Here is a 26,072-nt window from a genome sequence, read left to right as displayed (position 1 = left end):
GATGATTCGGGCGCGCTAAAAGCTGACTGATAAATCAGCTTTTAGCAAGAGTCCATGCCTGAGTATATTCCTGGGGTACTACGCGTGGCAGCAAATCATTACGTGGCAGGCGTTTCTGCCGGTGGCTGCTCACTGCTGTGCTTGCGCTTGTTGCCCATGCGGACGCCGATATCCATCAAAAACTGGAAGAAACCTTCCTGGTCTTCCAGCACGTTGCTCCAGAACGGCGAGTGGTACAGCGCCACGGCACCGTGGACCAAGGCCCAGGCGGCGCAGTAGTGGAAATACGGCGGCACATCTTCGAGCTTGCCTTCGCTGATGCGCCCCTTGATCAGCAAAGTCAGGCGTTCGAAGTTCGAGGCGCGGATCTTGTGCAGTTCCTCGACCATCTCCGGCACCTGGTGGCCCTTGACCACCTTCTCTTCCAGCCGGTCGAACAGGCGATAGCGCTGCGGGTCACGCATGCGGAACTCGAAGTAGGCACGGGACAGGGCTTCCTTGTCCTTGTCGACATCGGCCGAGTGCAGCAACTCGTTCAAGTCGCGCTCATAGTCGAGCATCAGGCGCAGGTAGATCTCGGCCTTGGACTTGAAGTGCTTGTAGATCGTGCCTTTGCCGATACCCACGGCATCCGCGATCATCTCGACGGTGACGCTGTCTTCACCTTGTTCAAGGAACAGCTTGAGTGCGGTGTCGAGAATTTCCTGCTCACGGCGGCGAAACTCACGGACCTTACGGGGTTCTTTGTGCATGAGGAAGAGGTCTGCAAAGGTCGGATTAGGGAGGGTTGCGCAGGGCCACGGATACGTGGCGATACGATTTACCCGGTGCGAGGGATTATCCCGACTGAACGGTCGTTGGGCAATGTCTATGTGAACCCGGAATGCACTTTACTTTCAGCACGCCAACGTTTTCATTGATATCAGTCAGAAATAATACGCAACAACTGCACCCGTGCACCGGCCTGATGAGAACTCAAGCGAAGCGCGCGTATTCCAAATCTGTTTAAAAAACGATCAGCCGCGACTGGACTGAATCGGATACTGATCAATACTTGAACTGTCGACGTGACATCTCCCCCAAGTGAAGCGCCGACCTGGGTACCAACGGACCGCGTACCCTTGTTTTACTCCTAATGGTCTTAACCCGGATTCCCCCCCCAGAACCCGGGTTTTTTTTGCCTGCGATTTGGCCCTCGCGTTAAGAAGCGACGTGGGCCAGTGGGAAAAGGCGCTTGAAGTTTTCGGTAGTCTGCTCGGCAAAACGCTCGTAGGACTCACCGCGCAGCATCGCCAGGTAATCCGCCACGTCGCGCACATACTCCGGCAGGTTCGGCTTGCCGCGATGGGGGATGGGAGCCAGGTACGGGGAATCGGTTTCCACCAGCAGGCGGTCGGCGGGCACCTGGCGTGCGACATCACGCAGGGCGTCGGCGTTGCGGAAGGTGACGATACCCGACAGCGAAATATAGAACCCCAGGTCCAGCGCCGCCTTGGCCATGTCCCAGTCTTCGGTAAAGCAATGCAACACGCCAGCCTGGGGCAATGCCGCTTCGCGCAGCAGGGTCAGGGTGTCGGCACGGGCGCCACGGGTGTGGACGATCACCGGTTTGCCGGTCTGCCGGGCGGCTTGCAGGTGCAGGCGGAACGAAGCCTGCTGCAACTCGGCGGCTTCGGGTTCGTAGTGGTAATCCAGGCCGGTTTCGCCAATGGCCACCACGCGCGGGTGATTGAGTTCACCCAGCAGCCAGTCGAGTGCCGGGGCTTCACCGGGCTTGAGGTCCAGCGGGTGGATGCCCACCGAGCAATCCACATCGGCATAACGCTCGGCCAGGGATTTGACGTCCGCTGCATTCTCCGCGCTGACGCCGATGCACAGGAAGTGCCCTACCCCACGCTGGCGTGCGGCGTCGAGGGCAGCGTCAAGGGAACCGCCGTGCTGGGCCAGGTCGAGGCGGTCAAGGTGGCAGTGGGAATCTACAATCATAGGAATCTACAACTTCAGTCACGAAAAGTGTCTGGCCGACGATACACCCGCCGGCCACGGAAATTAACGGCGTCCGAGCAAACCGACCCATTGCACCAGCAACGCTTCAAGCAGCAGCACGCGGTTGAGGTTGGCCTTGCCGAGCACCTTCTGGCGCTGGGCGAGGATCCAGTCCTGGTTCGCCAGCACCTTGTCCTGGGCACTTTTCTGCGCCAGGTACTGCACCACCTTGCGCATATCCGGCAGGCCCAGACCGTTTTCATCCTGGGTCAGCTGGTAGCGCAGGATCAGGCTTGACCAGTCGCAGAACCAGTCGAACAGCAACAGCAGGGGGATGTCCTTCCAGGCGCTTTCTGCCAGCTGGGTGGCGGACACTTCCTGCTTGATCAGTTTCTTGACCCCCTCCACCACCAGCGCCCGTTGTTCACGCACGCCCTGGACCTGCAGCTTCACCGCCGCCAACGGCGAACCGGCGGCCAGGCTCAGCAACTCGACCCGTTCGTCCTGGGAGCACTCCGGCAACGCCTGTGCCAGCCACGCAAGACTCATGGCCTCGCTTGGCAGCGGGCACGCCTGCTGCACGCAGCGGCTGCGGATGGTCGGCAGCAAACGGCTGGACTGGTGACTCACCAGCAACAACACCGTATCGCCGGACGGCTCCTCCAGGCTTTTGAGCAAGGCGTTGGCAGCATTGATGTTCATCGCCTCCACCGGCTCGATCAGCACCACCTTGCGTCCGCCCATCTGTGCGGTCTGCACCACGAAGCTGACCAGGTCGCGCACCTGGTCGACCTTGATTGCCTTGTCGGCTTCCTCGGGTTCCAGCAGGTAGTTATCCGGGTGGCTGCCAGCCTTGAGCAGCAGGCAGGATTTGCACTCGCCGCAGGCCTCAAGATTGATCGGGCGCTGGCACAGCAGGCTTGCCATCAGGCGCTCGGCCAACGCTCGCTTGCCGATCCCCACCGGCCCATGCAACAGGTAGGCGTGGGCGTGCTGGGCACGGCCGGCCAGTTGTTGCCACAGGCTGTCCTGCCACGGGTAGGCTTCAGCCACGGGCGCGCTCCAGCAGTTTCGGTAGCAGCGCGTCGATGGCCTGCTGCACCTGCGCCAGCGGCTGGGCTGCATCCAGCAGGGAGTACCGTGCAGGCTCCGCCTTGGCAAGTGTGAGGAATGCACTGCGTACCGCGTTGAAGAACCCATCGCCTTCCAGCTCGAAGCGATCCAGGCGGCCACGGGCGCTGGCACGGGCCATGCCGACTTCCACCGGCAGATCGAACAGCAAGGTCAGGTCAGGGCGCAAGTCGCCTTGGACAAAGGTTTCCAGGGTGGCGATGCGCTCCACGGACAAGCCCCGACCGCCGCCCTGGTAGGCGTAGGTGGAATCGGTGAAACGGTCACAAATCACCACGGCACCACGGGCCAGGGCCGGACGGATCACCTCGGCCAGATGCTGGGCACGGGCGGCGAACACCAGCAGCAGCTCGGTGTCCGGGTTCATCTGCTCGTCACCCGGCGCCAGCAGCACTTCGCGGATACGCTCGGCCAGCGGCGTGCCACCGGGCTCACGGGTCAACACCACCTCGATGCCTTCGCTGCGCAAGCGCTCGGCCAGGTAATCGCGGTTGGTGCTTTTGCCGGCGCCTTCGGGGCCTTCCAGGGTAATAAACAAGCCAGTCACAGGCAGTCCTTAGTCAGAATTATTGCGGGCTTTGCGGCGCGGTAGCGTCCGGAGCAGGGTCGGCCGGCTTTTCTACCGGCGCCTCGGCGGGCACATCCGCCGGTGGCGTTGCGTCTTCGGCAGGCTTCACCACCGGCGCCGGGCTGGAGCGGTAATCGGCGCGTCGCTTGAGTTGGAACTCACGCACGGCGGCATTATGCGCATCCAGGTTATCCGAGAAAATGTGGCTGCCATCGCCACGGGCAACGAAATACAGGCTGCTGCCCGGCACCGGGTTCAGCGCGGCATGGATCGCCTCGCGGCCGACCATGGCAATGGGCGTCGGCGGCAGGCCGGCGACCATGTAGGTGTTGTAGGGATTGGCTTCCTTGAGGTGCGCGCGGGTCAACTTGCCGTTGTAGCGTTCACCCAGGCCGTAGATCACCGTCGGGTCGGTCTGCAGCAGCATGCCGACCTTCAGGCGCCGCACAAATACCCCGGCAATCTGCCCACGCTCTTCAGGCACGCCCGTCTCTTTCTCCACCAGGGAGGCCATGATCAGCGCTTGGTAAGGGTCTGTGTAAGGCGCGTCGGCAGCGCGCTTGCTCCATTCCTGGGCGAGTACGTCGTCCAGGCGGTTGTAGGCTTTCTTCAGGAATTCGACGTCGGTCATGCCACGCACGAAACGGTAGGTATCGGGGAAGAACCGCCCTTCTGGAAACACGCCAGGGTGACCGAGCTTGTCCATGACGTCGCTGTCGCTCAGGCCCGAGAGGGTCTGCACGATCTTTTCATGCTTGGCCAGGGCCGAGCGTACCTGGCGGAAGTTCCAACCTTCGACCAGCGTCAGGCTGTATTGCACCACTTCGCCACGCTGCCACAAGCCGATCAAGCCTTGCGCCGTCATGCCGGGCGTCATGCGGTATTCGCCGCTGTGCAATGGCTGGCCGTCCAGGTTGAAGCGCCAGTACAAACGCAACCAGAAGGCACCGTCCAGTACGCCGTCAGCTTCCAGGCGATTGAAGGTGCCGGTGGGGGTCGCCCCTGCCGGTACGTCGAGCAATTGCTCCTGGGTCAGCTTCAAGGGCTGCTTCAGGGCAGCGTCGTATTTCCAGGCGCCATAACCCAACAGCAAAGCCGCCGAGAACAGACCGATCAGCAGCAGTACAAACAGTTTTCGTATCAACTCAAATTTCCAATAGCGCGCGAACAATGCCCTGCAGTTTACGGGTGAGCGGGCCAACCGACCAGCTCATCGCAGCGCACTCGCGCACCGGCCAAATGCCATAAACGCTGTTACACACGAAGACTTCGTCGGCTTGCTGCAACTGCTCGACACTGATGTCGGCCACGGCCACCGGGATGCCCAGGGTCTGTGCCTGGGCCAGAATCTCGGCGCGCATCACCCCGGCCACGCCACAACGTGTCAGATCAGCGGTTAGTAACAAGCCGTTGCACACCAGGAACAGGTTGCTGAACACGCCTTCGATCACACGACCGGACACATCCAGCATCAAGCCTTCAGCGTGCTTGGTGTCCTGCCACTCGGCGCGGGCGATCACCTGTTCCAGACGGTTGAGGTGCTTGAGACCGGCCAGCAACGGCTGTTCGGCCAAGCGGGTGGCACAGGGAAACAGGCGGATGCCATCGGTTCCATGAGCGCTGGGATAAGTAGCAGGCGGGCTGCCCTGCAAGATACGGCGCACCGGTGCGCCAGGGTGGATGCCATAACCGCGCAGGCTGTCGCCACGGGTCAGGATCAATTTGAGGACACCCTCGCCAAGGGCGGTGGCGTAGGCCAGCACTTCGCTGCGGATCACCATCGGATCCGCAACCAAGGCGAGGCGCCTGCAACCCTCGTCGAGGCGTTGCAGGTGACGGTCGAGCAGCACCGGCTGTCCGGCCTTGACGGCGATGGTCTCGAACAGCCCATCGCCATACGCCAGGCCGCGATCTTTCAGGGGCACGCTGTCCGCTGGCTGACCGTCGACCCAGCTGTGCATTACTCGGCGAACCGGCGGAACACCAGGGAACCGTTGGTACCGCCAAACCCGAACGAGTTGGAGATCGCCACGTCGATCGGCATCGGCTGAGCTTCGTGAGGCACGAAGTTCAGGTCGCAGCCTTCGTCAGGCTCATCCAGGTTGATGGTCGGCGGCGCAACCTGATCCTTGATGGCCATCACACTGAAGATCGCCTCGACCGCGCCCGCCGCCCCCAAGAGGTGTCCGGTCATGGACTTGGTGGAGCTGACCGTCAGCTTATAGGCGTGCTCACCGAACACCGACTTGATGGCCTCGGCTTCCGCCAGGTCGCCCGTCGGAGTCGAAGTCCCGTGGGCGTTGATGTACTGCACCTGGTCCGCATTCACCTTGGCATCGCGCAGGGCGTTGGTGATGCAACGCGCGGCACCGGCACCGTCGGACGGTGGCGAGGTCATGTGGTAGGCGTCACCGCTCATGCCAAAGCCAATCAGCTCGGCGTAGATGGTGGCACCACGCGCCTTGGCGTGTTCCAACTCTTCCAGCACCAGGGCGCCGGCACCGTCGGACAGCACGAAGCCATCACGGCCTTTGTCCCATGGACGGCTGGCGCGGGTCGGCTCGTCGTTGCGCGTCGACAGCGCACGGGACGCGCCGAAGCCGCCCATGCCGAGGCCGCAGGCCGCCATTTCGGCGCCACCGGCGATCATCACGTCGGCTTCGTCATAGGCGATATTGCGCGCCGCCATGCCAATGCAGTGCGTGCCGGTGGTGCACGCCGTGGCGATGGCGTAGTTAGGTCCCTGTGCGCCCAGGTGGATGGACAGGAAACCGGAAATCATATTGATGATCGAGCCCGGGACGAAGAACGGCGAAATTCGACGAGGGCCGGAATCGTGCAACGTGCGGCTGGTTTCTTCGATATTGGTCAAACCGCCAATACCCGAACCCATGGCCACGCCGATGCGGTCACGGTTGGCGTCGGTGACTTCCAGGCCGGCATTACGCACCGCCTGAAAACCGGCTGCCAGGCCGTATTGAATGAACAGGTCGAGTTTGCGGGATTCCTTGACCGAGAGATATTCCTCGACATTGAAACCCTTTACCGAGCCGCCAAAACGGGTGGAATAGGCAGAAAGGTCCGTGTGTTCGATCAGACCAATACCACTGCGGCCAGCCAGAATGCCCTGCCAACTGCTTGGCACATCCGTGCCCAGTGGCGACAACATACCCATACCGGTGACTACGACGCGTCTACGCGACACAGCACTCTCCTTTTTCTAATGACGACACTTTTGCTTCAGCGCGTACTTTTCATCAGGGCTAAAGAAAAAACCGCACGCCGTTACAGCAGTGCGGTTTTTCCCTGACAGCAAGCGACGACTACAAACTATTACGCCTGGTGGCTAGTAACGTAGTCGATAGCAGCTTGAACAGTAGTGATTTTTTCAGCTTCTTCGTCCGGGATTTCGGTCTCGAATTCCTCTTCCAGAGCCATCACCAGCTCAACGGTGTCAAGGGAATCGGCACCCAGGTCTTCTACGAAGGAAGCAGTGTTGACCACTTCTTCTTCTTTAACGCCCAGTTGCTCGGCGACGATTTTCTTGACGCGCTCTTCGATGGTGCTCATACCTTGTTTAACTCCTAATGGACAAATTCAGGCAGCTGGCCAGTGGGTAAGTGTATAGAAAGCCTTTTCAGCTTTTCAACTGAAAGCTTCATCCTGTACCCGGTCGGCCACCTGCCTATAAATTAAGTTGCAGCTTTATAACGGATTTTAGACAGCTCGTATGACATATTTTTGAAGCGATCCGTCACAATTTAACTCATGTACATCCCGCCGTTCACCGGGATTGTAGCCCCAGTCACGTATGCCGCACCGTCGGATGCCAGGAAAGTGACCACATTCGCGATCTCTTGAGCCTGGCCCAGACGGCCCAGCGGAATCTGCGTCAGCAACGCTTCACGCTGTGCTTCCGGCAGTTCGCGGGTCATATCGGTGTCGATGAACCCTGGAGCCACCGAGTTGACCGTAATCGACCGCGAGCCGACTTCACGCGCCAATGCACGGCTGAAACCTTCCAGACCGGCCTTGGCGGCTGCGTAGTTTACTTGGCCTGCGTTGCCCATGGCACCCACTACGGAGCCAATATTGATAATTCGGCCCCAACGCGCCTTGGTCATACCGCGCAAAACGCCCTTGGACAGGCGAAACAGACTGTTCAAGTTGGTGTCGACCACGTCGTACCACTCGTCGTCTTTCATGCGCATCATCAGGTTATCGCGGGTGATACCGGCGTTATTCACCAGAATCGCCGGCGCGCCGAACTGTGCGGTGATCTCGGCCAAAACGGCAGCCACGGATTCATCGCTGGTCACGTTCAGTTCCAGGCCGGTGCCTTGCACGCCGTTTTCCTTCAGGGTCGCGGCGATACGCTCGGCGCCCGAGGCGGAAGTAGCGGTGCCGATCACAACAGCGCCCTGACGGCCCAGCTCCAGGGCGATCGCCTGGCCAATGCCACGGCTTGCGCCGGTGACCAGTGCAACTTTACCTTGCAGACTCATGCAGGCTTCTCCTAAGTTCAGGGATTCAGGCCAGTGCCGCGCGAGCGGCAGCAAAGGCGTCAGGGGTATTGAGGTTGGCAGTCGACACGCCGTCGGCGCAGCGCTTGTTCAGGCCGGCCAGGACTTTACCCGGTCCACACTCAACCAGTTCAGTCGCACCATTGGCGGCCAGGGTCTGGACCGATTCAACCCAGCGTACCGGCTTGTAGAGCTGCTCCAGCAGATCGCGCTTGAGGGTTTCGAGGTCGGCAGCCACGGCGGCGCTGACGTTCTGCACCAGCGGGATCTGCGGCGCCTGCCAGTTGATGGCGGCGATGGACTCGGCAAAACGCTCGGCCGCCGGGCGCATCAGCTCGCAGTGCGACGGCACGCTCACCGGCAACGGCAACGCACGCTTGGCGCCACGGGCCTTGCAGCCTTCGATGGCACGCTCAACGGCAGCCTTGGCACCGGCGATCACCACCTGGCCCGGGGAATTGAAATTCACTGCACTGACGACTTCGCCCTGGGCCGCTTCGGCGCAGGCTTCGATCACCACGGCGTCGTCCAGGCCCAGGATCGCGGCCATGCCGCCCTGCCCGGCCGGAACGGCTTCTTGCATCAGCTGGCCACGACGCTCGACCAGCTTGACCGCCTCACCCAGGGTCATGCTGCCCGCTGCCACCAGGGCGCTGTATTCGCCCAGGCTGTGGCCGGCGACGAATGCAGGGCGTGCGCCGCCTTCTGCCAGCCACAGGCGCCACAGGGCGATCGAGGCGGTCAGGATGGCCGGCTGGGTTTTATCGGTTTGATTGAGTTGCTCTTCCGGCCCCTGCTGGGTCAGTGCCCACAGGTCGTAACCCAGGGCGTCGGAAGCTTCCTTGAAGGTGTCCAGGATCAGCGGGTATTGCGCGCCCAGCTCGGCCAACATGCCGAGGGACTGCGAACCCTGCCCTGGAAAGACGAATGCGAGGGATGTAGACATGTAACAAGCCCCTAATGATCTGGTCGTCAAAAATGCGCACTCCTACGGTGGGAGCGCACGAAACTGACAGATTGGATGGTCAATTGAACTGGCCGGTCACATTTAAGCACTCCCGGGCCGATTCGCCTAAGGCAACAGGTCCTCAAGACGGCCGTGCAAGCGTTGCGGCAGGTTTTCCTGGATCTCGATCACTGCCCGCGCGATCGCACTTTGAAAACCCTCGACACCGGCCGAGCCGTGGCTTTTTACCACAATGCCCTGCAACCCCAGAAAACTCGCGCCATTATGCCGCGCCGGAGCCAGGTCAGCCTGCAAGCGGCGCATCAACGGCAGCGCCAGGGCGCCGACAACGCGCGATGCCAGGCTCCGTTTGAACAGCGCCTCGATACGCGTGGCGATCATGGTCGCCAGGCCTTCGCTGGATTTGAGCAGGATATTGCCGACAAACCCGTCACACACCACCACGTCCGCTTCGCCACGGTACAAGCCGTCACCTTCGACAAACCCGACGTAATTCAAACCCCGCGCGCCCTGCAGCAACGTGGCGGCCAGCTTGACCTGCTGGTTGCCCTTGATGTCTTCGGTGCCGATATTCAGCAAGGCAACGCGCGGGCGGGCCACGCCAAGCGCCTCGGCGGCCACCGAGCCCATCACGGCGAACTGGAGCAGATGCTCGGCGCTGCAATCGACGTTTGCGCCCAGATCCAGCAACTGGCAATAGCCTTTTTGCGTCGGAATCGCCGCCACCATAGCCGGTCGATCAATGCCGGGCAGGGTCTTGAGCACAAACCGCGACAACGCCATCAGCGCCCCGGTATTACCGGCGCTGACACAGGCTTGCACCTTGCCATCACGCAGCAGTTCCAGGGCCACCCGCATTGAAGAGTCAGGCTTGCCACGCAGAGCTGCCGCAGGCTTTTCATCCATGGTGATGGTTTCGCTGGCTGGCGTAATCGTCAGGCGCGCGCGATCCACCGCCGGATGGCTGGCAATCAGTTCTTCAAGTAAGGAGGGTTGGCCGACGAGGGCCAGGTGCAGCGAGGGTGTTGCAGACAGGCTGGCAATGCAGGCCTGAACAATGCTGCGGGGACCGAAGTCCCCGCCCATTGCGTCTATCGCGATGACTAGAGCAGACAAGTGATTACTCGTCAGCGCCCTTGTCGATCACTTTACGGCCACGGTATACGCCTTCTGGCGATACGTGGTGACGCAGGTGAACTTCACCGGTGGTCTTTTCCACGGACAGGGTGCTAGCCTCGAGAGCGTCGTGCGAACGGCGCATGTCACGGGCGGAGCGGGATTTTTTGTTCTGCTGAACAGCCATAATTGATTAACTCCTAAACGTTTGGGTCACGCTTTAACTGCGCCAATACACTGAACGGGTTGGACCGCGTTACCTCGTCCTCGCTCGGTTCGGGCTCGTCATCGAGGCCCGCCGGCTGCTGGCATTCTTCCGGATGATGAGCAGGCACAATGGGCAAGGCGAGCAGAAGCTCCTCCTCGATCAGTGCATGCAGATCCAAAGGATCTTCGCCCAGTTCCAGCACGTCATAACCTTTCGGCAACGACTGGGTATTCGCACCCTCCTTCAACACAGCATAACTGCACTCGCTGTGGATCGGCAGGGTGACCAGCTCAAGACAACGCTGGCAAACCATTTTGACTTCGGTGTCGATAAAACTGTGGATTACCACAGATTTACGTTCATCTCGTTCAAAAACGAATTTGGCCTGCACCGTACCGACAGTGTCGGAAAGCGGGTCGCAGAGTCTCTCCAAATCGGCCAGCAGCAACTCACCTTGAAGGGAAGTGCCACGATCAGCCAATTTGCGCGGGTCAACGTGAGGTGGAATCGGGTCATTCAACATAGGCGCAGCATTATAGGGATGCACCCAGCCATGTCAAAGGAAATTCAGCCCTGTGCGTCAGCCGGTCGCCCCGCTAGAATCCGCTGCCGACCTGAGGAGACGCCCATGCTGCCTTTATTACTCGCATCCAGCTCGGTGTATCGCCGGGAATTGCTGAGCCGCCTGCACCTGCCGTTTATCTGCAGCTCACCGGATATCGATGAAAGTCACCACGAAAATGAATCCGCCGAGGAACTGGTCAAGCGCCTGGCCGAACAGAAAGCCCGCGCCCTTGCCGCCAGCCATCCGGGGTATTTGATTATCGGCTCCGACCAGGTGGCCGCACTCGATGGCAGGATCATCGGCAAGCCGCACACCTTCGAGAATGCCCGCGAGCAACTGCTGGCCGCCAGCGGCAAGCGCGTCAGCTTCCTCACCGGGCTTGCACTACTCAACAGCAAGACGGGGCACTGCCAGGTCGACTGCGTGCCTTTTACCGTGCACATGCGCGAACTCGATGCAGAGCGCATCGAGCGCTATTTGCGAGTCGAGCAGCCGTATGACTGTGCGGGAAGCTTCAAGGCCGAGGGGTTGGGCGTGAGCCTGTTCCAAAGTACCGAAGGGTCGGACGCCACCAGCCTCATCGGCCTTCCCCTCATTCGCCTGGTGGATATGCTGCTGGCCGAAGGCGTGCAAATCCCCTGAGACCACCACAAGCAAATGTGGGAGGGGGCTTGCCCCCGATAGCAGAGGATCAGCCAACTAACCCGCAGTTGACCCACCGCAATCGGGGGCGAGCCCCCTCCCACATTTTGATCTATATGTAGCCTGGGGCTCAGCGCAGGCTTGGGCCTTGGAAGCCCATGTAAAAGGCCAGCTTCTCGGCCACACTGGCACCGAGCCGCTTGGAGAAACGATCAAACGGCGATTCCTCAACCGTAAAATCCACCAACTCCTTCTCGCCAATCACATCCCGCGCCACCGAACTGGCACTGCCCAGGCCGTCGATCAAGCCCAGCGGCAACGCCTGCTCGCCGGACCACACCAGGCCGGAGAACAGCTCCGGATGGTCTTTGTCCTTCAGACGATCACCACGCCCCTGTTTCACGCTCGCGATGAATTGGCGATGGGTGGTATCGAGCACACCCTGCCAGAACTGGGTCTCATCGGCCTTTTGCGGCTGGAAGGGATCGAGGAAGGATTTGTGTTCACCCGAAGTGTACGTGCGACGCTCCACCCCGAGCTTCTCCATGGTGCCGACGAAACCATAACCGGCCGCCGTCACGCCAATGGAACCCACCAGACTGGCCTTGTCGGCGTAGATCTGGTCAGCGGCACTGGCAATGTAATAGGCACCCGAGGCGCCCAGGTCGGAAATCACCGCATACAGCTTGGTATCCGGGTGCAGACCACGCAGACGACGGATCTCGTCATACACATAACCCGATTGCACCGGACTGCCGCCCGGGCTGTTGATACGCAGGATCACACCTTTGACCTTAGGGTCTTCGAACGCGGCGCGCAGGCTGCTGACAATGTTGTCGGCACTGGCGGACTCCTTGTCGGCAATCACTCCGCGCACTTCGATCAGGGCAGTGTAATTGGCACCCCGGGTTGCGCTTTTTTCCATGTCCACCAGTGGACTGAACAGCGCCAGCATGCCGATGAGCCAGACAAAGGTCAGCAGCTTGAAGAAAATCCCCCAACGCCGCGCGCGACGCTGCTCCTGAACGCTGGCCAGAAGGGTTTTCTCCAGCAGCTTCCAGCTTTTGTCATCACTGCTTTCAGCCTTTTCGGGCGCTTTCCACTCATCACTCATGCCATCAACCCCAACAAAGACTTATTGGGCCCGGCTGAGCCAGGCCTGCAATTCGGAAAAATGATCAATCGTCAGACGCGGCTCATATTGCTGCAACGCCTCGGCAGCCTGGGCGCCATAGCTGACCGCCACACTGTCCATGCCCGCATTGCGCGCCATCATCAGGTCGAAGGAGGCATCGCCCACCATCAAGGCCTGGCGTGGCGACACGCCGCAATGGGCCAGGATCTGCTCCAGCATCAGAGGATGAGGCTTGCTGGCAGTTTCATCGGCGGCGCGGGTGATATCGAAATAATCTTCCCAACCGTGGGCCTTGAGCACCCGATCCAGGCCACGTCGTGCCTTGCCAGTGGCGACTGCCAGGTGATAGCCCTGGGCACGGAATGCCTCCAGGGCCTGCGCCACACCGTCGAACAGCGGCGAAGGGGTGGCCTCCAATGCGATGTAGTGATCGGCGTAATGCTCGCGAAACGCGACCAGTTCGGCGTCGCTGATCTCGGGGTACAAGGTGCGAATCGCCTCAGGCAAGCCGAGGCCGATAATGCCCTTGACCGCCAGATCACTGCACAGCGCATACCCCGAGCGGGTCGACGCAGCGTGCATCGACTCGACAATCCGGCCAATGGAGTCGGCCAGGGTGCCATCCCAATCGAATATCAGCAGTTTGTAGTCAAGGCGCGACACTCAAGCGCTCCACGGTCTTGGCCCACATCTCATCGACCGGTGCCTGCAGCTTCAACTCGCCACCATCTGGCAGCGGCACGGTGAGCATGTAGGCGTGCAGAAACAGGCGCTTGCCGCCCAGATCGCGGATTTCCCTGGAGAAATCTTCGTCGCCGTACTTGGTATCGCCCGCGATGCAGTGACCCGCGTGCAGGGTGTGCACACGAATCTGATGGGTGCGCCCGGTGACCGGCTTGGCCTCGACCATCGTGGCGAAGTCGCCGAAACGGCGCAGCACCTTGAACAGGGTCAGGGCTTCTTTGCCCTCCTCATCCACTTCGACCATGCGCTCGCCGGAGCGCAGGTTGCTCTTCTGCAACGGCGCACGGACGCTCTTGATGGAACTGGCCCAGTTGCCGCGCACCAGCGCCATGTAGCGCTTGTCCACGCCATCGCCGCGCAACGCGGTGTGCAGGTGGCGCAACATGCTGCGTTTCTTGGCGATCATCAGCAGGCCGGACGTGTCGCGGTCCAGGCGGTGGACCAGTTCCAGCTCCTTGGCATCCGGGCGCAACTGACGAAAGGCTTCGATCACGCCGAAATTCAGGCCGCTGCCACCATGCACCGCAATGCCGCAGGGCTTGTTGATCACAATCAGCTTGCTGTCTTCGAAGACAATCGAGGCTTCCAGGCGCTGCAACAAGCCCTGGGCCAACGGTACAGGCTCGTCACGCTCAGGCACGCGCACCGGTGGCACGCGTACGATATCGCCCGCCTGCAACTTGTACTCGGGCTTGATCCGGCCCTTGTTCACCCGCACTTCACCTTTACGCAAGATGCGGTAAATCAAGGTCTTGGGCACGCCTTTGAGCCTGGCCAGGAGAAAATTGTCGATGCGTTGGCCGGCATATTCCGGCGAGACCTCGAGCAGCTGGACGCTGGGGGTCTGGGGGGCGGTAGTCGTCATGGCGGCGATGATAACAATTTTTTATGGAATTGAAGCACTTAATCATTGCTGCTATAGTCGCGAACGCCGCCAAAAGCGGCCTGGACAGAGGACATGCGGCAAACTGCCGGCCCTGACCATCGCAATTCATCAGGACGCGAGGCCGTCCTACGGGGCTTTCGCCACCCTGGAAGGTTCAAGATTGTAACAAGCGCAGGTGACATGAGGCCTGAAGCGAGTGCAGAAAGCAGAGTGAATACTCGCGTTCTGCGCCGATATTTACGGCCAGTTCACAAAGTGCAGTCAGTCTTGGACCAGACCACGGCGAATGCTTCGGAAACAACGCCTGTTAAGAGCTGAGTGAGAGCGCAACCGCCCACACCTAGTCTTGTTTAGCCATGAGCGTGGACTCCCCATTGGAGAACACGGTAAATGCCAACCCGCTGCGGATTCTGCGCGCGGCAGCACCCGAATTATCAGGGATACGTGTAGGGTGGAGATGCACAACCGTCGGACCGTGTAGCACTAGGCTTATATTTAGACGCTTCATCTCGTCCACAGTCGCCGGTTGATTCCTCCTCCTGACCTTAGCTTTTGTTGAAGTGGTGCCTTTGTCACCACCGCTAACAAGCAGGACGCGTCCGTCGCGGTACCGGCCCAATTGGCCTGTTATTGCTGGACACTGGAGTGGCCAACCACTCTTGACGCACCTGACACCGACCGTGAGAAGTCGTGTGTGCCGAACGCCGTTTCCGGCAGCCCGGAAACCGACGGTACAACATGAAAAGAATGCTGATTAACGCAACTCAACCCGAAGAGTTGCGTGTTGCACTGGTAGATGGCCAACGCCTCTACGACCTGGACATCGAATCCGGTGCACGCGAGCAAAAGAAGGCCAACATCTATAAAGGCCGTATTACTCGCATCGAACCAAGCCTCGAGGCTGCCTTTGTCGATTTCGGCTCCGAGCGCCACGGCTTCCTGCCCCTCAAAGAAATCTCCCGCGAATACTTCAAGAAAGCCCCCGAAGGCCGCGTGAACATCAAGGACGTCCTGAGCGAAGGCCAGGAAGTCATCGTCCAGGTCGAAAAAGAAGAACGTGGCAACAAGGGCGCGGCCCTGACCACCTTCATCAGCCTGGCTGGCCGTTACCTGGTCCTGATGCCGAACAACCCGCGTGCAGGCGGCATTTCCCGTCGCATCGAAGGCGAAGAGCGCAACGAACTGCGTGAAGCGCTGAACGGCCTGATCGCACCGGCCGACATGGGCCTGATCGTGCGCACTGCCGGCCTGGGCCGCAGCAGCGAAGAAATGCAGTGGGACCTCGACTACCTGCTGCAACTCTGGACCGCCATCAAGGAAGCCTCCCTGGATCGTTCCGCGCCGTTCCTGATCTACCAGGAAAGCAACGTGATCATCCGCGCCATCCGCGATTACCTGCGCCAGGACATCGGCGAAGTGCTGATCGACAGCGTTGAAGCCCAGGACGAAGCCCTGACCTTCATCCGCCAGGTGATGCCGCAGTACGCCAGCAAGATCAAGCTGTACGAAGACAGCGTTCCGCTGTTCAACCGTTTCCAGATCGAAAGCCAGATCGAAACCGCCTTCCAGCGCGTGGTCGAACTGCCTTCCGGTGGCTCCATCGTGATCGACCCGACCGAAGCCCTGGTGTCCATCGACATCAACTCGGCGCGTGCGACCAAAGGCAGCGACATCGAAGAAACCGCCCTGCAGACCAACCTGGAAGCGGCTGAAGAAATCGCCCGCCAGCTGCGCCTGCGTGACATCGGCGGCCTGATCGTGATCGACTTCATCGACATGACCCCAGCCAAGAACCAGCGCGCCGTGGAAGAGAAAGTCCGCGAATGCCTGGAAGCTGACCGTGCCCGCGTACAGGTCGGCCGCATCTCGCGCTTCGGCCTGCTGGAAATGTCCCGTCAGCGCCTGCGTCCGTCCCTGGGCGAGAGCAGCGGCATCGTTTGCCCGCGTTGCAACGGCACCGGCATCATCCGTGACGTTGAATCGCTGTCCCTGGCGATCCTGCGCCTGATCGAAGAAGAAGCCCTGAAAGACCGCACCGCCGAAGTCCGCGCACAAGTGCCGATTCCGGTTGCAGCCTTCCTGCTCAACGAAAAACGCAACTCGATCACCAAGATCGAACTGCGCACCCGTGCCCGTATCGTCATCCTGCCGAACGATCACCTCGAAACGCCGCACTTCGAAGTGCAGCGCCTGCGTGATGACAGCCCGGAAGCCCACAGCGGCCAGTCCAGCTACGAAATCGCCGCTGCAGCCGCCGAAGTCGAAGAAGTGCAGCCAGCCGCCGCGACCCGCACCCTGGTCCGCCAGGAAGCCGCCGTGAAAACCGCTCCGGCCCGTGCCAACGCACCGGTTCCGGTTGAAGCCGCCGCTCCGGTTGCCGCGCCAGCCGTAATGCCTGAGCCAAGCCTGTTCAAAGGCCTGGTGAAGTCGCTGGTAAGCCTGTTCGCCACCAAGGAAGAACCTGCTGCACCGGTTGTGGTTGAGAAACCAGCGACCGAGCGCCCTGCACGCAACGAAGAGCGTCGCAACGGTCGCCAGCAGAGCCGTAACCGCAACGGCCGTCGTGACGAAGAGCGCAAGCCGCGCGAAGAGCGTGCGCCGCGTGAAGAACGCGCCCCACGTGAAGAGCGTGCGCCTCGCGAAGCCCGTGAAGAAACCCCGACCGTAGAACGGGCACCGCGTGAAGAGCGCGCACCGCGTACGCCACGCGCCCCACGCGAAGACCGCAAGCCACGTGGCGAGCGCGAAGAGCGTGTGCGCGAACTGCGCGAGCCGCTGGACGCTGCGCCAGCCGTTGCCGGTGCAGCTGTTGTTGCCGAAGAACGCCCGGCTCGCCAGCCGCGCGAAGAACGTGCGCCACGTGAAGAACGCCAGCCTCGCGCTCCGCGTGAAGAGCGTCAACCACGTGCCGAACAAGCGGCTGCCGCCAGCGAAGAAGAAGTGCTGACCGGCGAAGAGCAACTGCAGGAAGACGGTCAGGAAGGCGCCGAAGGCGATCGTCCACGCCGTCGCTCCCGTGGCCAGCGTCGTCGCAGCAACCGTCGTGAGCGTCAACGCGATGCCAACGGCAACGTGATCGAAGGCTCGGAAGAGACCGGCGAAAACGCAGAAGCCGCTACCAGCGAGCCGACTGGCGCCGAGCTGGCTGCCGGCCTGGCCGTTACCGCTGCCGTTGCCAGCTCGGTCATCAGCGCTCCGGCTGAAGCCCAGGCGCACGAGCAGGCTGAGCGCGCTACCGCGACTGTTGAAGAAGCCGTCGTTGTGGAAGTGCCTGCCGCCGAGGCCCCAGTGGTTGAAGCGTCGGTCGTTGAAGCACCTGCTGCCGAAACCCCAGTCGTAGAAGCACCGGTTGTTGAAGCGACTACCCCAATCGAAGCACCGGTTGTTCCGGAAGTGGAAGTTGCTCCGGTTCAAGAAGCCCTGCCAGAAGTTGAAGCGGTGGCTGAACAAGTACCGGTAGTCGAGCCTCAACCTGTGGCTAAAGCAGTGATTGAAGCACCGGTTGTCGAAGCGGCCCCGGAAGTTCGTGAAGTTCGTGAAGAACAGACCGCCTTCCAATGGACTGCCGAGCCTGCCGCTCCGGTTGAAGCGCCAGCGCCAGCACCTGCCCCGGCGGTAGAAGAAGCGCCGGCACCGGTTGCCGAAGTTGTGGTTGCCGAGCCAGCCCCAGTGGTTGAGCCTGCTCCGGTCGTTGAACCAGCGCCAGTAGTTGAAGCGCCGGCGGCTGCCGAAGTGGCTGCCCCCGTGGTTGAGGCTGCACCGGTCAGCGCCCTGACCGAAAACGGCCGTGCGCCGAACGACCCACGTGAAGTGCGTCGTCGTCGCAAGGAAGCTGAAGCCGCTGCTGCTGCTGCCGCGGCACAGGAAGCAGAACACGAGAGCAAGCCTCTCGCCTGATTCCCGCAGCCACTGAAAAGCCCCGCCTGAGTGATCAGGCGGGGCTTTTTTATGTTCGTCCGGTTAGAGGTAATGCAACAACGCAGGCACGTCCACATCCCATGACACACCTGGGTCATCTACCGCCACCTCACGCACCGCCGCCTGGGCAAACAACGGCTTGGCTCCACGGTCACCGGTCAAAGCCATCAACCCGGGCCCAAATGCCCGGCCAAATGCCACAGGATGCCCGTAATGCCCGTCCTGCACCGGCACACTGATGCCACCCTCCTCCAACCCCGCAATCACTCGCTCAATGCTCGATGACTGAATAAACGGCATATCCCCCAGCACCACCAGCCAGCCATTCGCCGAAGCACTGGCTGCAACCGCAGCGGCAATACTGTCGCCCATGCCGGCCGAGCGCAGCAGCAACACCTTGCAACCGTAGATCTCTGCCAAGCGAATTACTTCGGGACGATCGGCTGAAGTCACCACCCAACGATCAGCCACGGCACTCGGCAGATTTTTCAGCACCTGCTCGATCACTGGCCGAACGACGCCATCCAGGCCCACACAATCAGCCAGCAACTTGTCCTGGTCAGCCCCTGCCTCGGCACGGAAACGGCTGCCCTGCCCCGCCGCCAGCACAATCGCGGTGATGCTCACTCAACCACCACCGGCAACGGCTTCTTCTGCATCGGCGCCACACCATTCTTGATCGCAACAATTTCCGCCATCAACGACAACGCGATTTCCGCCGGTGTATGACTGCCGATATGCAAACCGATCGGCCCATGCAGACGCGCAATCGCTTCCGTCGACAAGCCGAGCACTGCGAGGTTTTCCCGGCGTTTCTGGCTGTTGACCCGTGAACCGAGGGCACCAATGTAGAACGCCGAGGAATTCAGTGCCGTCAGCAGCGCCATGTCATCCAGGCGCGGATCATGGGTGAGGCAGACGATGGCCGTGCGCTCGTCGGTCTGGATATTCAGCACCGCCTCATCGGGCATACCCGGCACGAAGCGACCGTGCTGGTCTTCCCAACCATAGACAAACTCATCGCGCGGGTCGCAGATCAGTACTTCGAAATCCAGCAGGCGCGCCATTTCCGCCACATACCGCGACAACTGCCCGGCACCGATCAACAGCAGGCGCCAGCGTGGGCCATAGATGGCTCGCAGGCGTTCACCGTCGAAGGTGACGACATCGGTCTTGCTCGCGCCACTCAACGTCACCTTGCCAGTGGCCAGGTCCAACTCCCGGGCGACGATCTGATGAGCCTCGCACCGTGCCAACAGCTCAGCCACCCATTCCCACTCGTCTACCCGCTCCTCGGTCAGGCGCAAGGTGCCGCCGCACGGCAGGCCAAAACGCGCCGCTTCATCGCGGGTAACGCCGTAGGTCACCAACTGCACCGGCGGCCCGTCTTCAGGCAGCCGGCCGTCCTGCAGGCGTGCAATCAAGTCATCCTCGATGCACCCGCCCGATACCGAGCCGATCACTACCCCATCGCCCCGCAACGCCAGCATGGCGCCCGGCGGGCGCGGCGCGCTGCCCCAGGTCTGGACCACGCTGTACAACACCACTCGCTGTCCGGCACGGCGCCATTCGAGCACGCTGCGCAGGACATTCAGATCCACACTGTCCACATAACCTCCTGCAAGCGTTACAACCGAGTCATTCACTGTAAAACAAAAGTCGCCGAAGTGACGCGCCAGAAACGCAAACGCCCCGAACCAGTCGGGGCGTTTGTGCGTTGCTGTCGGCGTTAGTTCACGCCATCGGCGATTTACTTGACCACAGGTGCAGGGCCTTCGGCCACGCCCAGGTCATCCAGCTCACGGGTTTCCGAGATGCCAGTACCGCCGGACGCCAGCTCGCTTTGCAGCTTGTCGGTGTCCAGTTCCTTGACCCACTTGGCCACGACGATGGTGGCAACGGCGTTACCCACCAGGTTGGTCAGCGCACGGGCTTCGGACATGAAGCGGTCGATACCCAGGATCAGCGCCAGGCCGGCAACCGGCAGGTGACCTACGGCCGACAGGGTGGCCGCCAGTACGATGAAGCCCGAACCGGTCACGCCTGCAGCGCCTTTGGAGGACAGCAGCAGCACCAGCAGCAGGGTGATCTGGTGGGTGATGTCCATGTGAGTGTCAGTCGCCTGGGCGATGAACACGGCCGCCATGGTCAGGTAGATCGACGTACCGTCGAGGTTGAACGAGTAGCCAGTCGGGATGACCAGGCCTACTACGGACTTCTTGGCGCCCAGACGCTCCATCTTGATCAGCATGCGTGGCAGTGCGGACTCGGAAGACGAAGTACCCAGAACGATCAGCAGCTCTTCACGGATGTAGCGAACCAGTTTCAACACGCTGAAACCGTGAGCGCGGCAGATACCACCCAGCACCACCAGCACGAACAGCAGGCAGGTGATGTAGAAGCAGATCATCAACTGGCCCAGTTGCACCAGCGAACCCACACCGTAGGCACCGATGGTGAACGCCATGGCGCCCAGGGCACCGATTGGCGCGAGCTTCATGATCATGTTGATGATGTTGAACATCACGTGGGCGAAGCGATCGATGAAATCCAGTACCGGCTTGCCGTAGGCACCCAGGCGGTGCAGGGCGAAACCGAAGATCACCGAGAACATCAGCACTTGCAGGATGTCGCCGTTGGCGAACGCGCCAACGATAGTGTTAGGGATCACATTGAGGATAAAGCCGACGATGCTCTGGTCCTTACCGGCAGTGACGTAGGCTGCCACTTTGGAAGCGTCCAGGGTGGCGACGTCGATGTGCATGCCGTTGCCCGGTTGCACCACGTTCACCACGATCAGGCCGATCAGCAGCGCGATGGTGGAAACGATCTCGAAGTACAGCAGTGCATAGCCGCCGGTCTTGCCGACCGATTTCATGCTTTGCATGCCAGCGATGCCGCTGACAACGGTGCAGAAGATGATCGGGGCGATGACCATTTTGATCAGTTTGATGAACCCGTCACCCAGTGGCTTGAGGGCCACACCGGTCTGTGGGTAGAAGTGACCGAGCAAAATACCGATAACGATTGCAACGATCACCTGGAAGTACAGGGATTTGTAGATAGGCTGACGAGTCGTCATTGCAAAGTTCCTCAATCGTCCCGTGTGGCAAATATCCGCCATTGCCCACGACACTTGAATTGCGAACCCTCCTGCACTGGAGGGATTTGTTGTTTGCGAGGTCGGTAGGTCCAGCCTGCGCTGTCATCCTTATCGCAAACGCCGTGCCACTTTGCTGAAAAACCCTGAAGGCCTTTAGACATCGGGGTTTGTACTTTACAAGTGCCCTCCCAAGCACCGAATCGAGTGGCGGATTTCCGCCCATCAACCTGATCCCGTCCTACAATTTGGCGGATATCCGCCTTGTGACCCCATCCGAGGGTGGCTACCATCCGCCCTTCCATGGAAGAGGCCTTCGCATGCGTGAACGTACCATCGCCAGCCATTACGCCCGGGCAGCCCTCGGCGGTGCGCGTCGGGTCGGTTACGACTACTCGGGCCTGCTGCTGCAAGCAGGTATCACCCCGGAACTACTGACCGAACCTCGCGCCCGCATCGCGCCGGAACAATTTACCCGGTTGCTGCAAATGCTCTGGCTGGCGCTGGACGATGAATACCTGGGGTTTGCCGACGGCCCCAGCAAACGCGGCACCTTTGCCATGATGTGCCACGCATCGATCCACTGCCGCACCCTGGAGAAAGCCCTGGAACGCGGCTTATTGTTTTATAGCCTATTCCCGCAGGGGCCACGCTGGCAGCTGACACGTGAAGGCGAAATGGCCCGTTTGAGCCTGGACGACTCGCAATTGTGGGACCCGGATCACTTCCTCAGCGAATGCCTGCTGGTGATCTGGCATCGACTCGGCAGTTGGCTGATCGGCCAACGCATCCGCCTGCACCAGGCCACCTTCAGCTACCCGATGCCGGCTCACGCCAGCGAATACGACCTGCTGTTTCCCTGCACCCAGGTATTCGGCGCACCGAACAGCAGCCTGGTATTTCACGGCCGCTACCTGAGCCTGCCGCTGTTGCAGGACGAACGCACGCTCAAGCACTTCCTCGAGCGCTCCCCCGCCGACCTGTTGTCACGGCCGGATGAAGGCGACAGCTTGAGCAGCCAGCTCCGCCGCTTGCTCAGCGGCGACCGTACACCCTGGCCAGACCTGGAAGCCGTCGCCCAGCAGTTGCACATCAGCCCGCAGACCCTGCGCAGGCATTTGCGCGAAGAAGGCACCAGCTTTCAGGCACTCAAGGATGAGCTGCGGCGGGACATCGCCATCTATCATTTGGGGCGGGCGGATTTGTCGTTGCAGGAGATTGCCGAGCAGTTGGGTTTTTCCGAACCGTCGGCGTTTCATCGGGCGTTCAAGAAGTGGACGGGGTTGACGCCGGGGGCTTACCGAGCCCAAGAGAGCTAAAGATGCAGCGCCAATGTGGGAGGGGGCTTGCCCCCGATGAGGCCTGTCCCCCCCTAAAGATCACAAAGCCGGGAAGTGAATCCTGAAGGCGGCGCCACCCAACGGCGAATCGCCCAGGGTCAACCGCGCACCGTAGCTCTCGATGATGTCCTTGACCACCGCCAACCCAATCCCCTGCCCCGGGTGCTGACGGTCCAGCCGTTCACCCCGCTGCAGAATCCTGGCACGCTGATCCGGCGGCACGCCAGGCCCGTCATCCTCAATACACAGCTCGGTGCCTTCCAGGCTTTCCACCAGGCTGATGCGCACTTCGCTCAAGCACAGGCGGTAGGCGTTTTCCAGCAGGTTGCCGAGCAGCTCCAACAAGGCGCCCTTCTCGATTGGCACATCACACTCTTCCGGCAGGTCAAAGGACACGCTGACGCGCTTGTCGCGATAGACCTTGCCCAGCGTATCGCACAGGCTTTGCAGCACCGGCTCCAGGCGCACCTGGTGGCGCACCAGGCCGCTTTTGCGCAGGCTGGCGCGCTGCAACTGGTAGCTGATCTGCTGGCTCATGCGCTCGATCTGCGACTGCAGCACCCGGGCCTGCTCGCGATCTTCCGGACGCTGGGCCATTTCTTCGCTCACTCCCTGCAATACCGCGAGCGGGGTTTTCAGGCTGTGGGCCAAATCGTCGAGGGAATCGCGGTAGCGCGCACGTTGCTCACGCTCGCTGTGCAGCAAGCGGTTGAGGGAGCCGGTCAGGCGCAGCAATTCGCGGGGGTGTTGTTCGGAGAGGCTCTCACGGGTGCCGCCTTCGATCTGGTCGAGCTCCTGACTCAGCCGGCGCAGGGCTTGCAGGCCCCAGGTCAGGCCAAGCCACAGTAAGGTCAACAACACCAGCAAGGCTGCGCCGAAGCCCAGGTAGAGATTTTCGCGCAAGCCTTCCAGGGTCAATTGGTATTCGCGCACCGGTTGCAGGGCCACGATACTGAAGGCGGCGCTCTTGCCGCCCAGCAGCCTGACCTCGACGTCATACACGAAGAATTCCTGGCCGTTGGCCTCGCGAATCCGCGCAAACTCGTTACCGCGCCCGTCGTAGCGTGGCTTGTAGTTGATGTTTTCTTCTTTGGTCGCCCGCGAACGCCACACCAGGTGGCCTTCGCGGTCGTAGATATAGCCGAGCAGGCGGCTGTCAGTGAGGTTGAAGCGTTCGTCGGGCAACTGCGCCGGCATCAGCAGACGGTTGTTTTCGACCCGCGCGGCAGAGATCAAGGTGGTGACGTCCGACGCCAGGCGCTGCTCGATGGAGTCCTGCAACGCCAGGCTGAACGCCCCCTGCATGGCCGGCAACAGGCCGAGCATGAACAGCACGGCCAAGGTCGCGGCCGCCAGCATCAAGCGCACGCGTAGCGAGCGAATCAACGGCAGCGCTCATTGAACAGATAGCCCAGGCCACGCACCGTGTCGATCGGCTTGAACCCGGCCGGGCCTTCCAGCTTGCGACGCAGGCGACCGACCAGCACCTCGATGACATTCGGATCACGCTCGTCGTCATCGGGGTAGAGCTGTTCCATCAAGCGGTCTTTGGCGACCACTTGTTGGTGATGGCGCATCAGGTATTCAAGGATCCGATATTCGTAGGCGGTCAACGCCAGCGGCTGCTCTTCGAGCGACGCCTGCTTGCGATTGAGGTCCAGCAACAAGGGACCAGCAACAATAGTCGACTGGGTAAAGCCACTGGAGCGGCGCAGCAAAGCGTTCATCCGCGCCTCCAGCTCTTCGAACTGGAACGGTTTGACCACGTAGTCGTCGGCACCCGCAGCCAGGCCTTCGACCTTGTCCTGCCAGTTACCGCGGGCGGTGAGGATCAGGATCGGAAAGGTCTTGGCCTGGGCACGCAGTTGGCGGATCAGGTCCAGGCCGCCCATGCCGGGCAGGCCCAGGTCGATGATCGCCAGGTCATGATTGAACTGGCCAGTCTGGTACAGCGCCTCTTCGGCATTGGCCACGGCCTCGACCACATGCCCGCTGTCGGTCAGGCGGGTAAACAGGTGATGACGCAGCAGCGCCTCATCTTCCACCACCAGCAATTTCATAAGGCTCTCCAAAGCAATTCAACTGTCCGACAGAGGGATATCATAGCGGCCCTGCAGGTCTTGCGGGCGCAGTTTAATGCCATTGAACTGGCCGGTCAGGTGTTCATAGCCGGCGCGGTAGGCCGGCTGCGGTGTTGCAAGGCCCAGGGACTGGCCCCAGGGCGTGGGTTGGCTGCCCGCTTCTTCGAAGCTGACACGCTGGATCAAGGTACTGGATTTCTTGGTTTTCTCACCGCCGAATGCGGCGAAGGCGCCATCGGATGCCTGGACCCCAGCGGTGGCACTGAGCATGGTTAACGCCAACATCAGCTGTTTGATCGCAGTCATGGTGTTACCTCTATGCGTTTGGCTGTATGCCCCAGACTACGCAGCCCCCCCTGAACTCCCCCTGAACAGGCTCTGAACCTCACCTGAACCGCAGTGGGCTATCCTCACGCCCCTCAACTCGGCAAAATACCGACCATGAATCCCTTGCCCGCTTGCTGCACCCCACTCGACGCCCATTGGCCGCTGCCCGAACCGTTACCCGGCACGGTGTTTCTCAGCACGCGTTTTGACCCGACCCTGCTCACGCCTGGCGACTTCCAGCGCTGTGCCGTGCCGCCACCGGCGAGCATTCAGCGCTCGGTGACCAAGCGCCAGGCCGAGTTCCTCGCCGGTCGTTTGTGCGCCCGTGCCGCCCTGCAACAACTCGATCACCTCGACTGCATCCCGGCGATCGGCGAAGACCGCGCACCGGTGTGGCCCGCGCCTATCAGCGGTTCCATTACCCATAGCACCGGGCATGCCGCCGCGATTGTCGGGCACAAGGCGCAATGGCGCGGGCTGGGGATGGACCTGGAGAATGTGCTGAGCCTCGAGCGGGCCGAGCGCTTGGCGGGGGAAATCCTGACGGCTGATGAATTACTGCGCATGGCCGCCTTGCCAAGGGAAAGGATCGCCCTGTTGGTGACGCTGACGTTCTCCGCCAAGGAGAGCCTGTTCAAGGCGCTCTACCCCATTGTGCAAAAGCGTTTCTACTTTGAGCATGCCGAGTTGCTGGAATGGTCAGAGGCCGGGCATCTGCGGTTGCGACTGCTGACGGACCTGTCCGAAGAGTGGTGCCATGGCAAGGAATTGGTGGGCCAGTTTGCGGTGGATGATGGGCAGTTGTTGAGCCTGGTCGCAGTCAGCGCCTGATCCA

26 protein-coding genes are annotated in these 26,072 nt (G+C 61.2%); 4 read left to right on the top strand and 22 right to left on the bottom strand.

The annotated features are described in order from the left end of the window. Positions 1-98: 98 nt before the first annotated feature. From BM017_RS07710 to BM017_RS07650, 13 genes are all read right to left on the bottom strand, one after another. A complete protein-coding gene (locus tag BM017_RS07710; RefSeq protein ID WP_071490496.1) occupies positions 99-752 on the bottom strand; it encodes a TetR/AcrR family transcriptional regulator in 654 nt (217 codons plus the stop codon). Between the two features lie 448 nt (positions 753-1,200). Beyond that, positions 1,201-1,986, bottom strand: a complete 786-nt coding sequence (locus BM017_RS07705; protein WP_092242558.1) for a TatD family hydrolase — start codon at positions 1,984-1,986, stop codon at positions 1,201-1,203. Positions 1,987-2,049: 63 nt separating this feature from the next. Next, positions 2,050-3,039, bottom strand: coding sequence for a DNA polymerase III subunit delta' (locus BM017_RS07700; RefSeq protein WP_092242555.1), 990 nt, complete (start codon positions 3,037-3,039; stop codon positions 2,050-2,052). Beyond that, entirely contained in the window at positions 3,032-3,664 is a 633-nt protein-coding gene (gene tmk, locus BM017_RS07695) for a dTMP kinase (protein ID WP_092242551.1), read from the bottom strand. The genes BM017_RS07700 and tmk overlap by 8 nt, the downstream gene beginning before the upstream one ends. Positions 3,665-3,683: 19 nt before the next feature. Beyond that, positions 3,684-4,829, bottom strand: coding sequence for an endolytic transglycosylase MltG (gene mltG / locus BM017_RS07690; protein ID WP_092242548.1), 1,146 nt, complete (start codon positions 4,827-4,829; stop codon positions 3,684-3,686). 1 nt (position 4,830) lies between these two features. Then, entirely contained in the window at positions 4,831-5,646 is an 816-nt protein-coding gene (gene pabC / locus BM017_RS07685) for an aminodeoxychorismate lyase (RefSeq protein WP_092242545.1), read from the bottom strand. After that, positions 5,646-6,890 carry a beta-ketoacyl-ACP synthase II gene (gene fabF / locus BM017_RS07680; RefSeq protein WP_092242542.1) on the bottom strand — a complete coding sequence of 415 codons (1,245 nt, stop codon included), beginning with the start codon at positions 6,888-6,890 and terminating at the stop codon, positions 5,646-5,648. The genes pabC and fabF overlap by 1 nt, the downstream gene beginning before the upstream one ends. Before the next feature lie 128 nt (positions 6,891-7,018). Next, positions 7,019-7,255 (bottom strand): acyl carrier protein, encoded by a 237-nt coding sequence (gene acpP, locus BM017_RS07675; RefSeq protein WP_003175607.1) that lies wholly within the window; start codon positions 7,253-7,255, stop codon positions 7,019-7,021. A gap of 191 nt (positions 7,256-7,446) precedes the next feature. Continuing rightward, complete coding sequence (gene fabG / locus BM017_RS07670; protein WP_015885432.1) at positions 7,447-8,190, bottom strand: 3-oxoacyl-ACP reductase FabG; 744 nt, start codon at positions 8,188-8,190, stop codon at positions 7,447-7,449. Positions 8,191-8,215: 25 nt separating this feature from the next. After that, positions 8,216-9,154 (bottom strand): ACP S-malonyltransferase, encoded by a 939-nt coding sequence (gene fabD / locus BM017_RS07665; RefSeq protein WP_092242539.1) that lies wholly within the window; start codon positions 9,152-9,154, stop codon positions 8,216-8,218. A 126-nt stretch (positions 9,155-9,280) separates the two neighbouring features. Then, entirely contained in the window at positions 9,281-10,291 is a 1,011-nt protein-coding gene (gene plsX, locus BM017_RS07660; protein ID WP_092242536.1) for a phosphate acyltransferase PlsX, read from the bottom strand. Positions 10,292-10,295: 4 nt separating this feature from the next. Next, the gene (gene rpmF / locus BM017_RS07655) at positions 10,296-10,478 is read right to left on the bottom strand and encodes a 50S ribosomal protein L32 (protein ID WP_003179396.1); all 183 of its coding nucleotides are present in this window, start codon (positions 10,476-10,478) and stop codon (positions 10,296-10,298) included. Positions 10,479-10,491: 13 nt separating this feature from the next. Further along, on the bottom strand, positions 10,492-11,022 hold the full coding sequence (locus BM017_RS07650) for a YceD family protein (RefSeq protein WP_092242533.1): 531 nt from the start codon (positions 11,020-11,022) through the stop codon (positions 10,492-10,494). Between the two features lie 105 nt (positions 11,023-11,127). On the opposite strand from BM017_RS07650, the gene BM017_RS07645 reads away from it, so the two are divergent. Beyond that, positions 11,128-11,706 carry a Maf family protein gene (locus BM017_RS07645; RefSeq protein WP_092242530.1) on the top strand — a complete coding sequence of 193 codons (579 nt, stop codon included), beginning with the start codon at positions 11,128-11,130 and terminating at the stop codon, positions 11,704-11,706. A gap of 130 nt (positions 11,707-11,836) precedes the next feature. Here the strand turns inward: BM017_RS07645 and BM017_RS07640 are convergent, their stop codons facing one another. From BM017_RS07640 to rluC, 3 genes are read right to left on the bottom strand one after another with little or no spacing between them, the layout of a single operon-like run. Beyond that, on the bottom strand, positions 11,837-12,820 hold the full coding sequence (locus BM017_RS07640; RefSeq protein ID WP_092242527.1) for a S49 family peptidase: 984 nt from the start codon (positions 12,818-12,820) through the stop codon (positions 11,837-11,839). A 21-nt stretch (positions 12,821-12,841) separates the two neighbouring features. Then, complete coding sequence (locus BM017_RS07635; protein ID WP_092242524.1) at positions 12,842-13,504, bottom strand: HAD-IA family hydrolase; 663 nt, start codon at positions 13,502-13,504, stop codon at positions 12,842-12,844. Beyond that, complete coding sequence (gene rluC / locus BM017_RS07630) at positions 13,491-14,450, bottom strand: 23S rRNA pseudouridine(955/2504/2580) synthase RluC (protein ID WP_071490507.1); 960 nt, start codon at positions 14,448-14,450, stop codon at positions 13,491-13,493. Before rluC ends, BM017_RS07635 begins: the two co-directional genes overlap by 14 nt. Before the next feature lie 759 nt (positions 14,451-15,209). On the opposite strand from rluC, the gene rne reads away from it, so the two are divergent. Further along, the gene (gene rne / locus BM017_RS07625) at positions 15,210-18,368 is read left to right on the top strand and encodes a ribonuclease E (protein ID WP_218189849.1); all 3,159 of its coding nucleotides are present in this window, start codon (positions 15,210-15,212) and stop codon (positions 18,366-18,368) included. A gap of 63 nt (positions 18,369-18,431) precedes the next feature. Here rne and BM017_RS07620 read toward each other — a convergent pair whose 3' ends face one another. The 3 genes from BM017_RS07620 to BM017_RS07610 form a co-directional block, all read right to left on the bottom strand. Then, on the bottom strand, positions 18,432-19,016 hold the full coding sequence (locus BM017_RS07620) for a nucleotidyltransferase family protein (protein WP_092242519.1): 585 nt from the start codon (positions 19,014-19,016) through the stop codon (positions 18,432-18,434). After that, positions 19,013-19,999, bottom strand: a complete 987-nt coding sequence (locus BM017_RS07615) for an XdhC family protein (protein ID WP_092242517.1) — start codon at positions 19,997-19,999, stop codon at positions 19,013-19,015. Before BM017_RS07615 ends, BM017_RS07620 begins: the two co-directional genes overlap by 4 nt. 140 nt (positions 20,000-20,139) lie before the next feature. Then, the gene (locus tag BM017_RS07610) at positions 20,140-21,471 is read right to left on the bottom strand and encodes a dicarboxylate/amino acid:cation symporter (RefSeq protein ID WP_071490511.1); all 1,332 of its coding nucleotides are present in this window, start codon (positions 21,469-21,471) and stop codon (positions 20,140-20,142) included. Positions 21,472-21,809: 338 nt separating this feature from the next. On the opposite strand from BM017_RS07610, the gene BM017_RS07605 reads away from it, so the two are divergent. Beyond that, positions 21,810-22,808, top strand: coding sequence for an AraC family transcriptional regulator (locus tag BM017_RS07605; RefSeq protein ID WP_092242514.1), 999 nt, complete (start codon positions 21,810-21,812; stop codon positions 22,806-22,808). 60 nt (positions 22,809-22,868) lie between these two features. Here BM017_RS07605 and BM017_RS07600 read toward each other — a convergent pair whose 3' ends face one another. From BM017_RS07600 to BM017_RS07590, 3 genes are read right to left on the bottom strand one after another with little or no spacing between them, the layout of a single operon-like run. After that, positions 22,869-24,215: an ATP-binding protein gene (locus BM017_RS07600; protein WP_092242512.1), complete on the bottom strand. Its 1,347-nt coding sequence runs from the start codon at positions 24,213-24,215 to the stop codon at positions 22,869-22,871. Beyond that, entirely contained in the window at positions 24,212-24,889 is a 678-nt protein-coding gene (locus BM017_RS07595) for a response regulator (protein ID WP_092242509.1), read from the bottom strand. The genes BM017_RS07600 and BM017_RS07595 overlap by 4 nt, the downstream gene beginning before the upstream one ends. Positions 24,890-24,907: 18 nt before the next feature. Further along, positions 24,908-25,216 carry a hypothetical protein gene (locus tag BM017_RS07590; protein ID WP_092242506.1) on the bottom strand — a complete coding sequence of 103 codons (309 nt, stop codon included), beginning with the start codon at positions 25,214-25,216 and terminating at the stop codon, positions 24,908-24,910. A 135-nt stretch (positions 25,217-25,351) separates the two neighbouring features. Here BM017_RS07590 and BM017_RS07585 point away from each other — a divergent pair, with 135 nt between their 5' ends. Next, positions 25,352-26,068, top strand: a complete 717-nt coding sequence (locus BM017_RS07585; RefSeq protein WP_092242503.1) for a 4'-phosphopantetheinyl transferase family protein — start codon at positions 25,352-25,354, stop codon at positions 26,066-26,068. Positions 26,069-26,072 lie beyond the last annotated feature (4 nt).

It is taken from the genome of Pseudomonas sp. NFPP04 (genome assembly GCF_900113815.1).
GTDB lineage: Bacteria > Pseudomonadota > Gammaproteobacteria > Pseudomonadales > Pseudomonadaceae > Aquipseudomonas > Aquipseudomonas extremorientalis.
This window is presented reverse-complemented; position numbering and strand designations above follow the sequence as displayed.

Bases quoted from the DNA above. Each gene is read 5' to 3' on its own strand.
- pabC (WP_092242545.1), bottom strand. From the start codon at position 5,646: ATGCACAGCTGGGTCGACGGTCAGCCAGCGGACAGCGTGCCCCTGAAA.
- BM017_RS07585 (WP_092242503.1), top strand. From the start codon at position 25,352: ATGAATCCCTTGCCCGCTTGCTGCACCCCACTCGACGCCCATTGGCCG.
- BM017_RS07590 (WP_092242506.1), bottom strand. From the start codon at position 25,216: ATGACTGCGATCAAACAGCTGATGTTGGCGTTAACCATGCTCAGTGCC.
- rpmF (WP_003179396.1), bottom strand. From the start codon at position 10,478: ATGGCTGTTCAGCAGAACAAAAAATCCCGCTCCGCCCGTGACATGCGC.
- BM017_RS07650 (WP_092242533.1), bottom strand. From the start codon at position 11,022: ATGTTGAATGACCCGATTCCACCTCACGTTGACCCGCGCAAATTGGCT.
- fabD (WP_092242539.1), bottom strand. From the start codon at position 9,154: ATGTCTACATCCCTCGCATTCGTCTTTCCAGGGCAGGGTTCGCAGTCC.
- acpP (WP_003175607.1), bottom strand. From the start codon at position 7,255: ATGAGCACCATCGAAGAGCGCGTCAAGAAAATCGTCGCCGAGCAACTG.
- rne (WP_218189849.1), top strand. From the start codon at position 15,210: ATGAAAAGAATGCTGATTAACGCAACTCAACCCGAAGAGTTGCGTGTT.
- BM017_RS07595 (WP_092242509.1), bottom strand. From the start codon at position 24,889: ATGAAATTGCTGGTGGTGGAAGATGAGGCGCTGCTGCGTCATCACCTG.
- BM017_RS07705 (WP_092242558.1), bottom strand. From the start codon at position 1,986: ATGATTGTAGATTCCCACTGCCACCTTGACCGCCTCGACCTGGCCCAG.
- BM017_RS07710 (WP_071490496.1), bottom strand. From the start codon at position 752: ATGCACAAAGAACCCCGTAAGGTCCGTGAGTTTCGCCGCCGTGAGCAG.
- BM017_RS07605 (WP_092242514.1), top strand. From the start codon at position 21,810: ATGCGTGAACGTACCATCGCCAGCCATTACGCCCGGGCAGCCCTCGGC.
- fabG (WP_015885432.1), bottom strand. From the start codon at position 8,190: ATGAGTCTGCAAGGTAAAGTTGCACTGGTCACCGGCGCAAGCCGTGGC.
- BM017_RS07640 (WP_092242527.1), bottom strand. From the start codon at position 12,820: ATGAGTGATGAGTGGAAAGCGCCCGAAAAGGCTGAAAGCAGTGATGAC.
- BM017_RS07610 (WP_071490511.1), bottom strand. From the start codon at position 21,471: ATGACGACTCGTCAGCCTATCTACAAATCCCTGTACTTCCAGGTGATC.
- rluC (WP_071490507.1), bottom strand. From the start codon at position 14,450: ATGACGACTACCGCCCCCCAGACCCCCAGCGTCCAGCTGCTCGAGGTC.
- BM017_RS07645 (WP_092242530.1), top strand. From the start codon at position 11,128: ATGCTGCCTTTATTACTCGCATCCAGCTCGGTGTATCGCCGGGAATTG.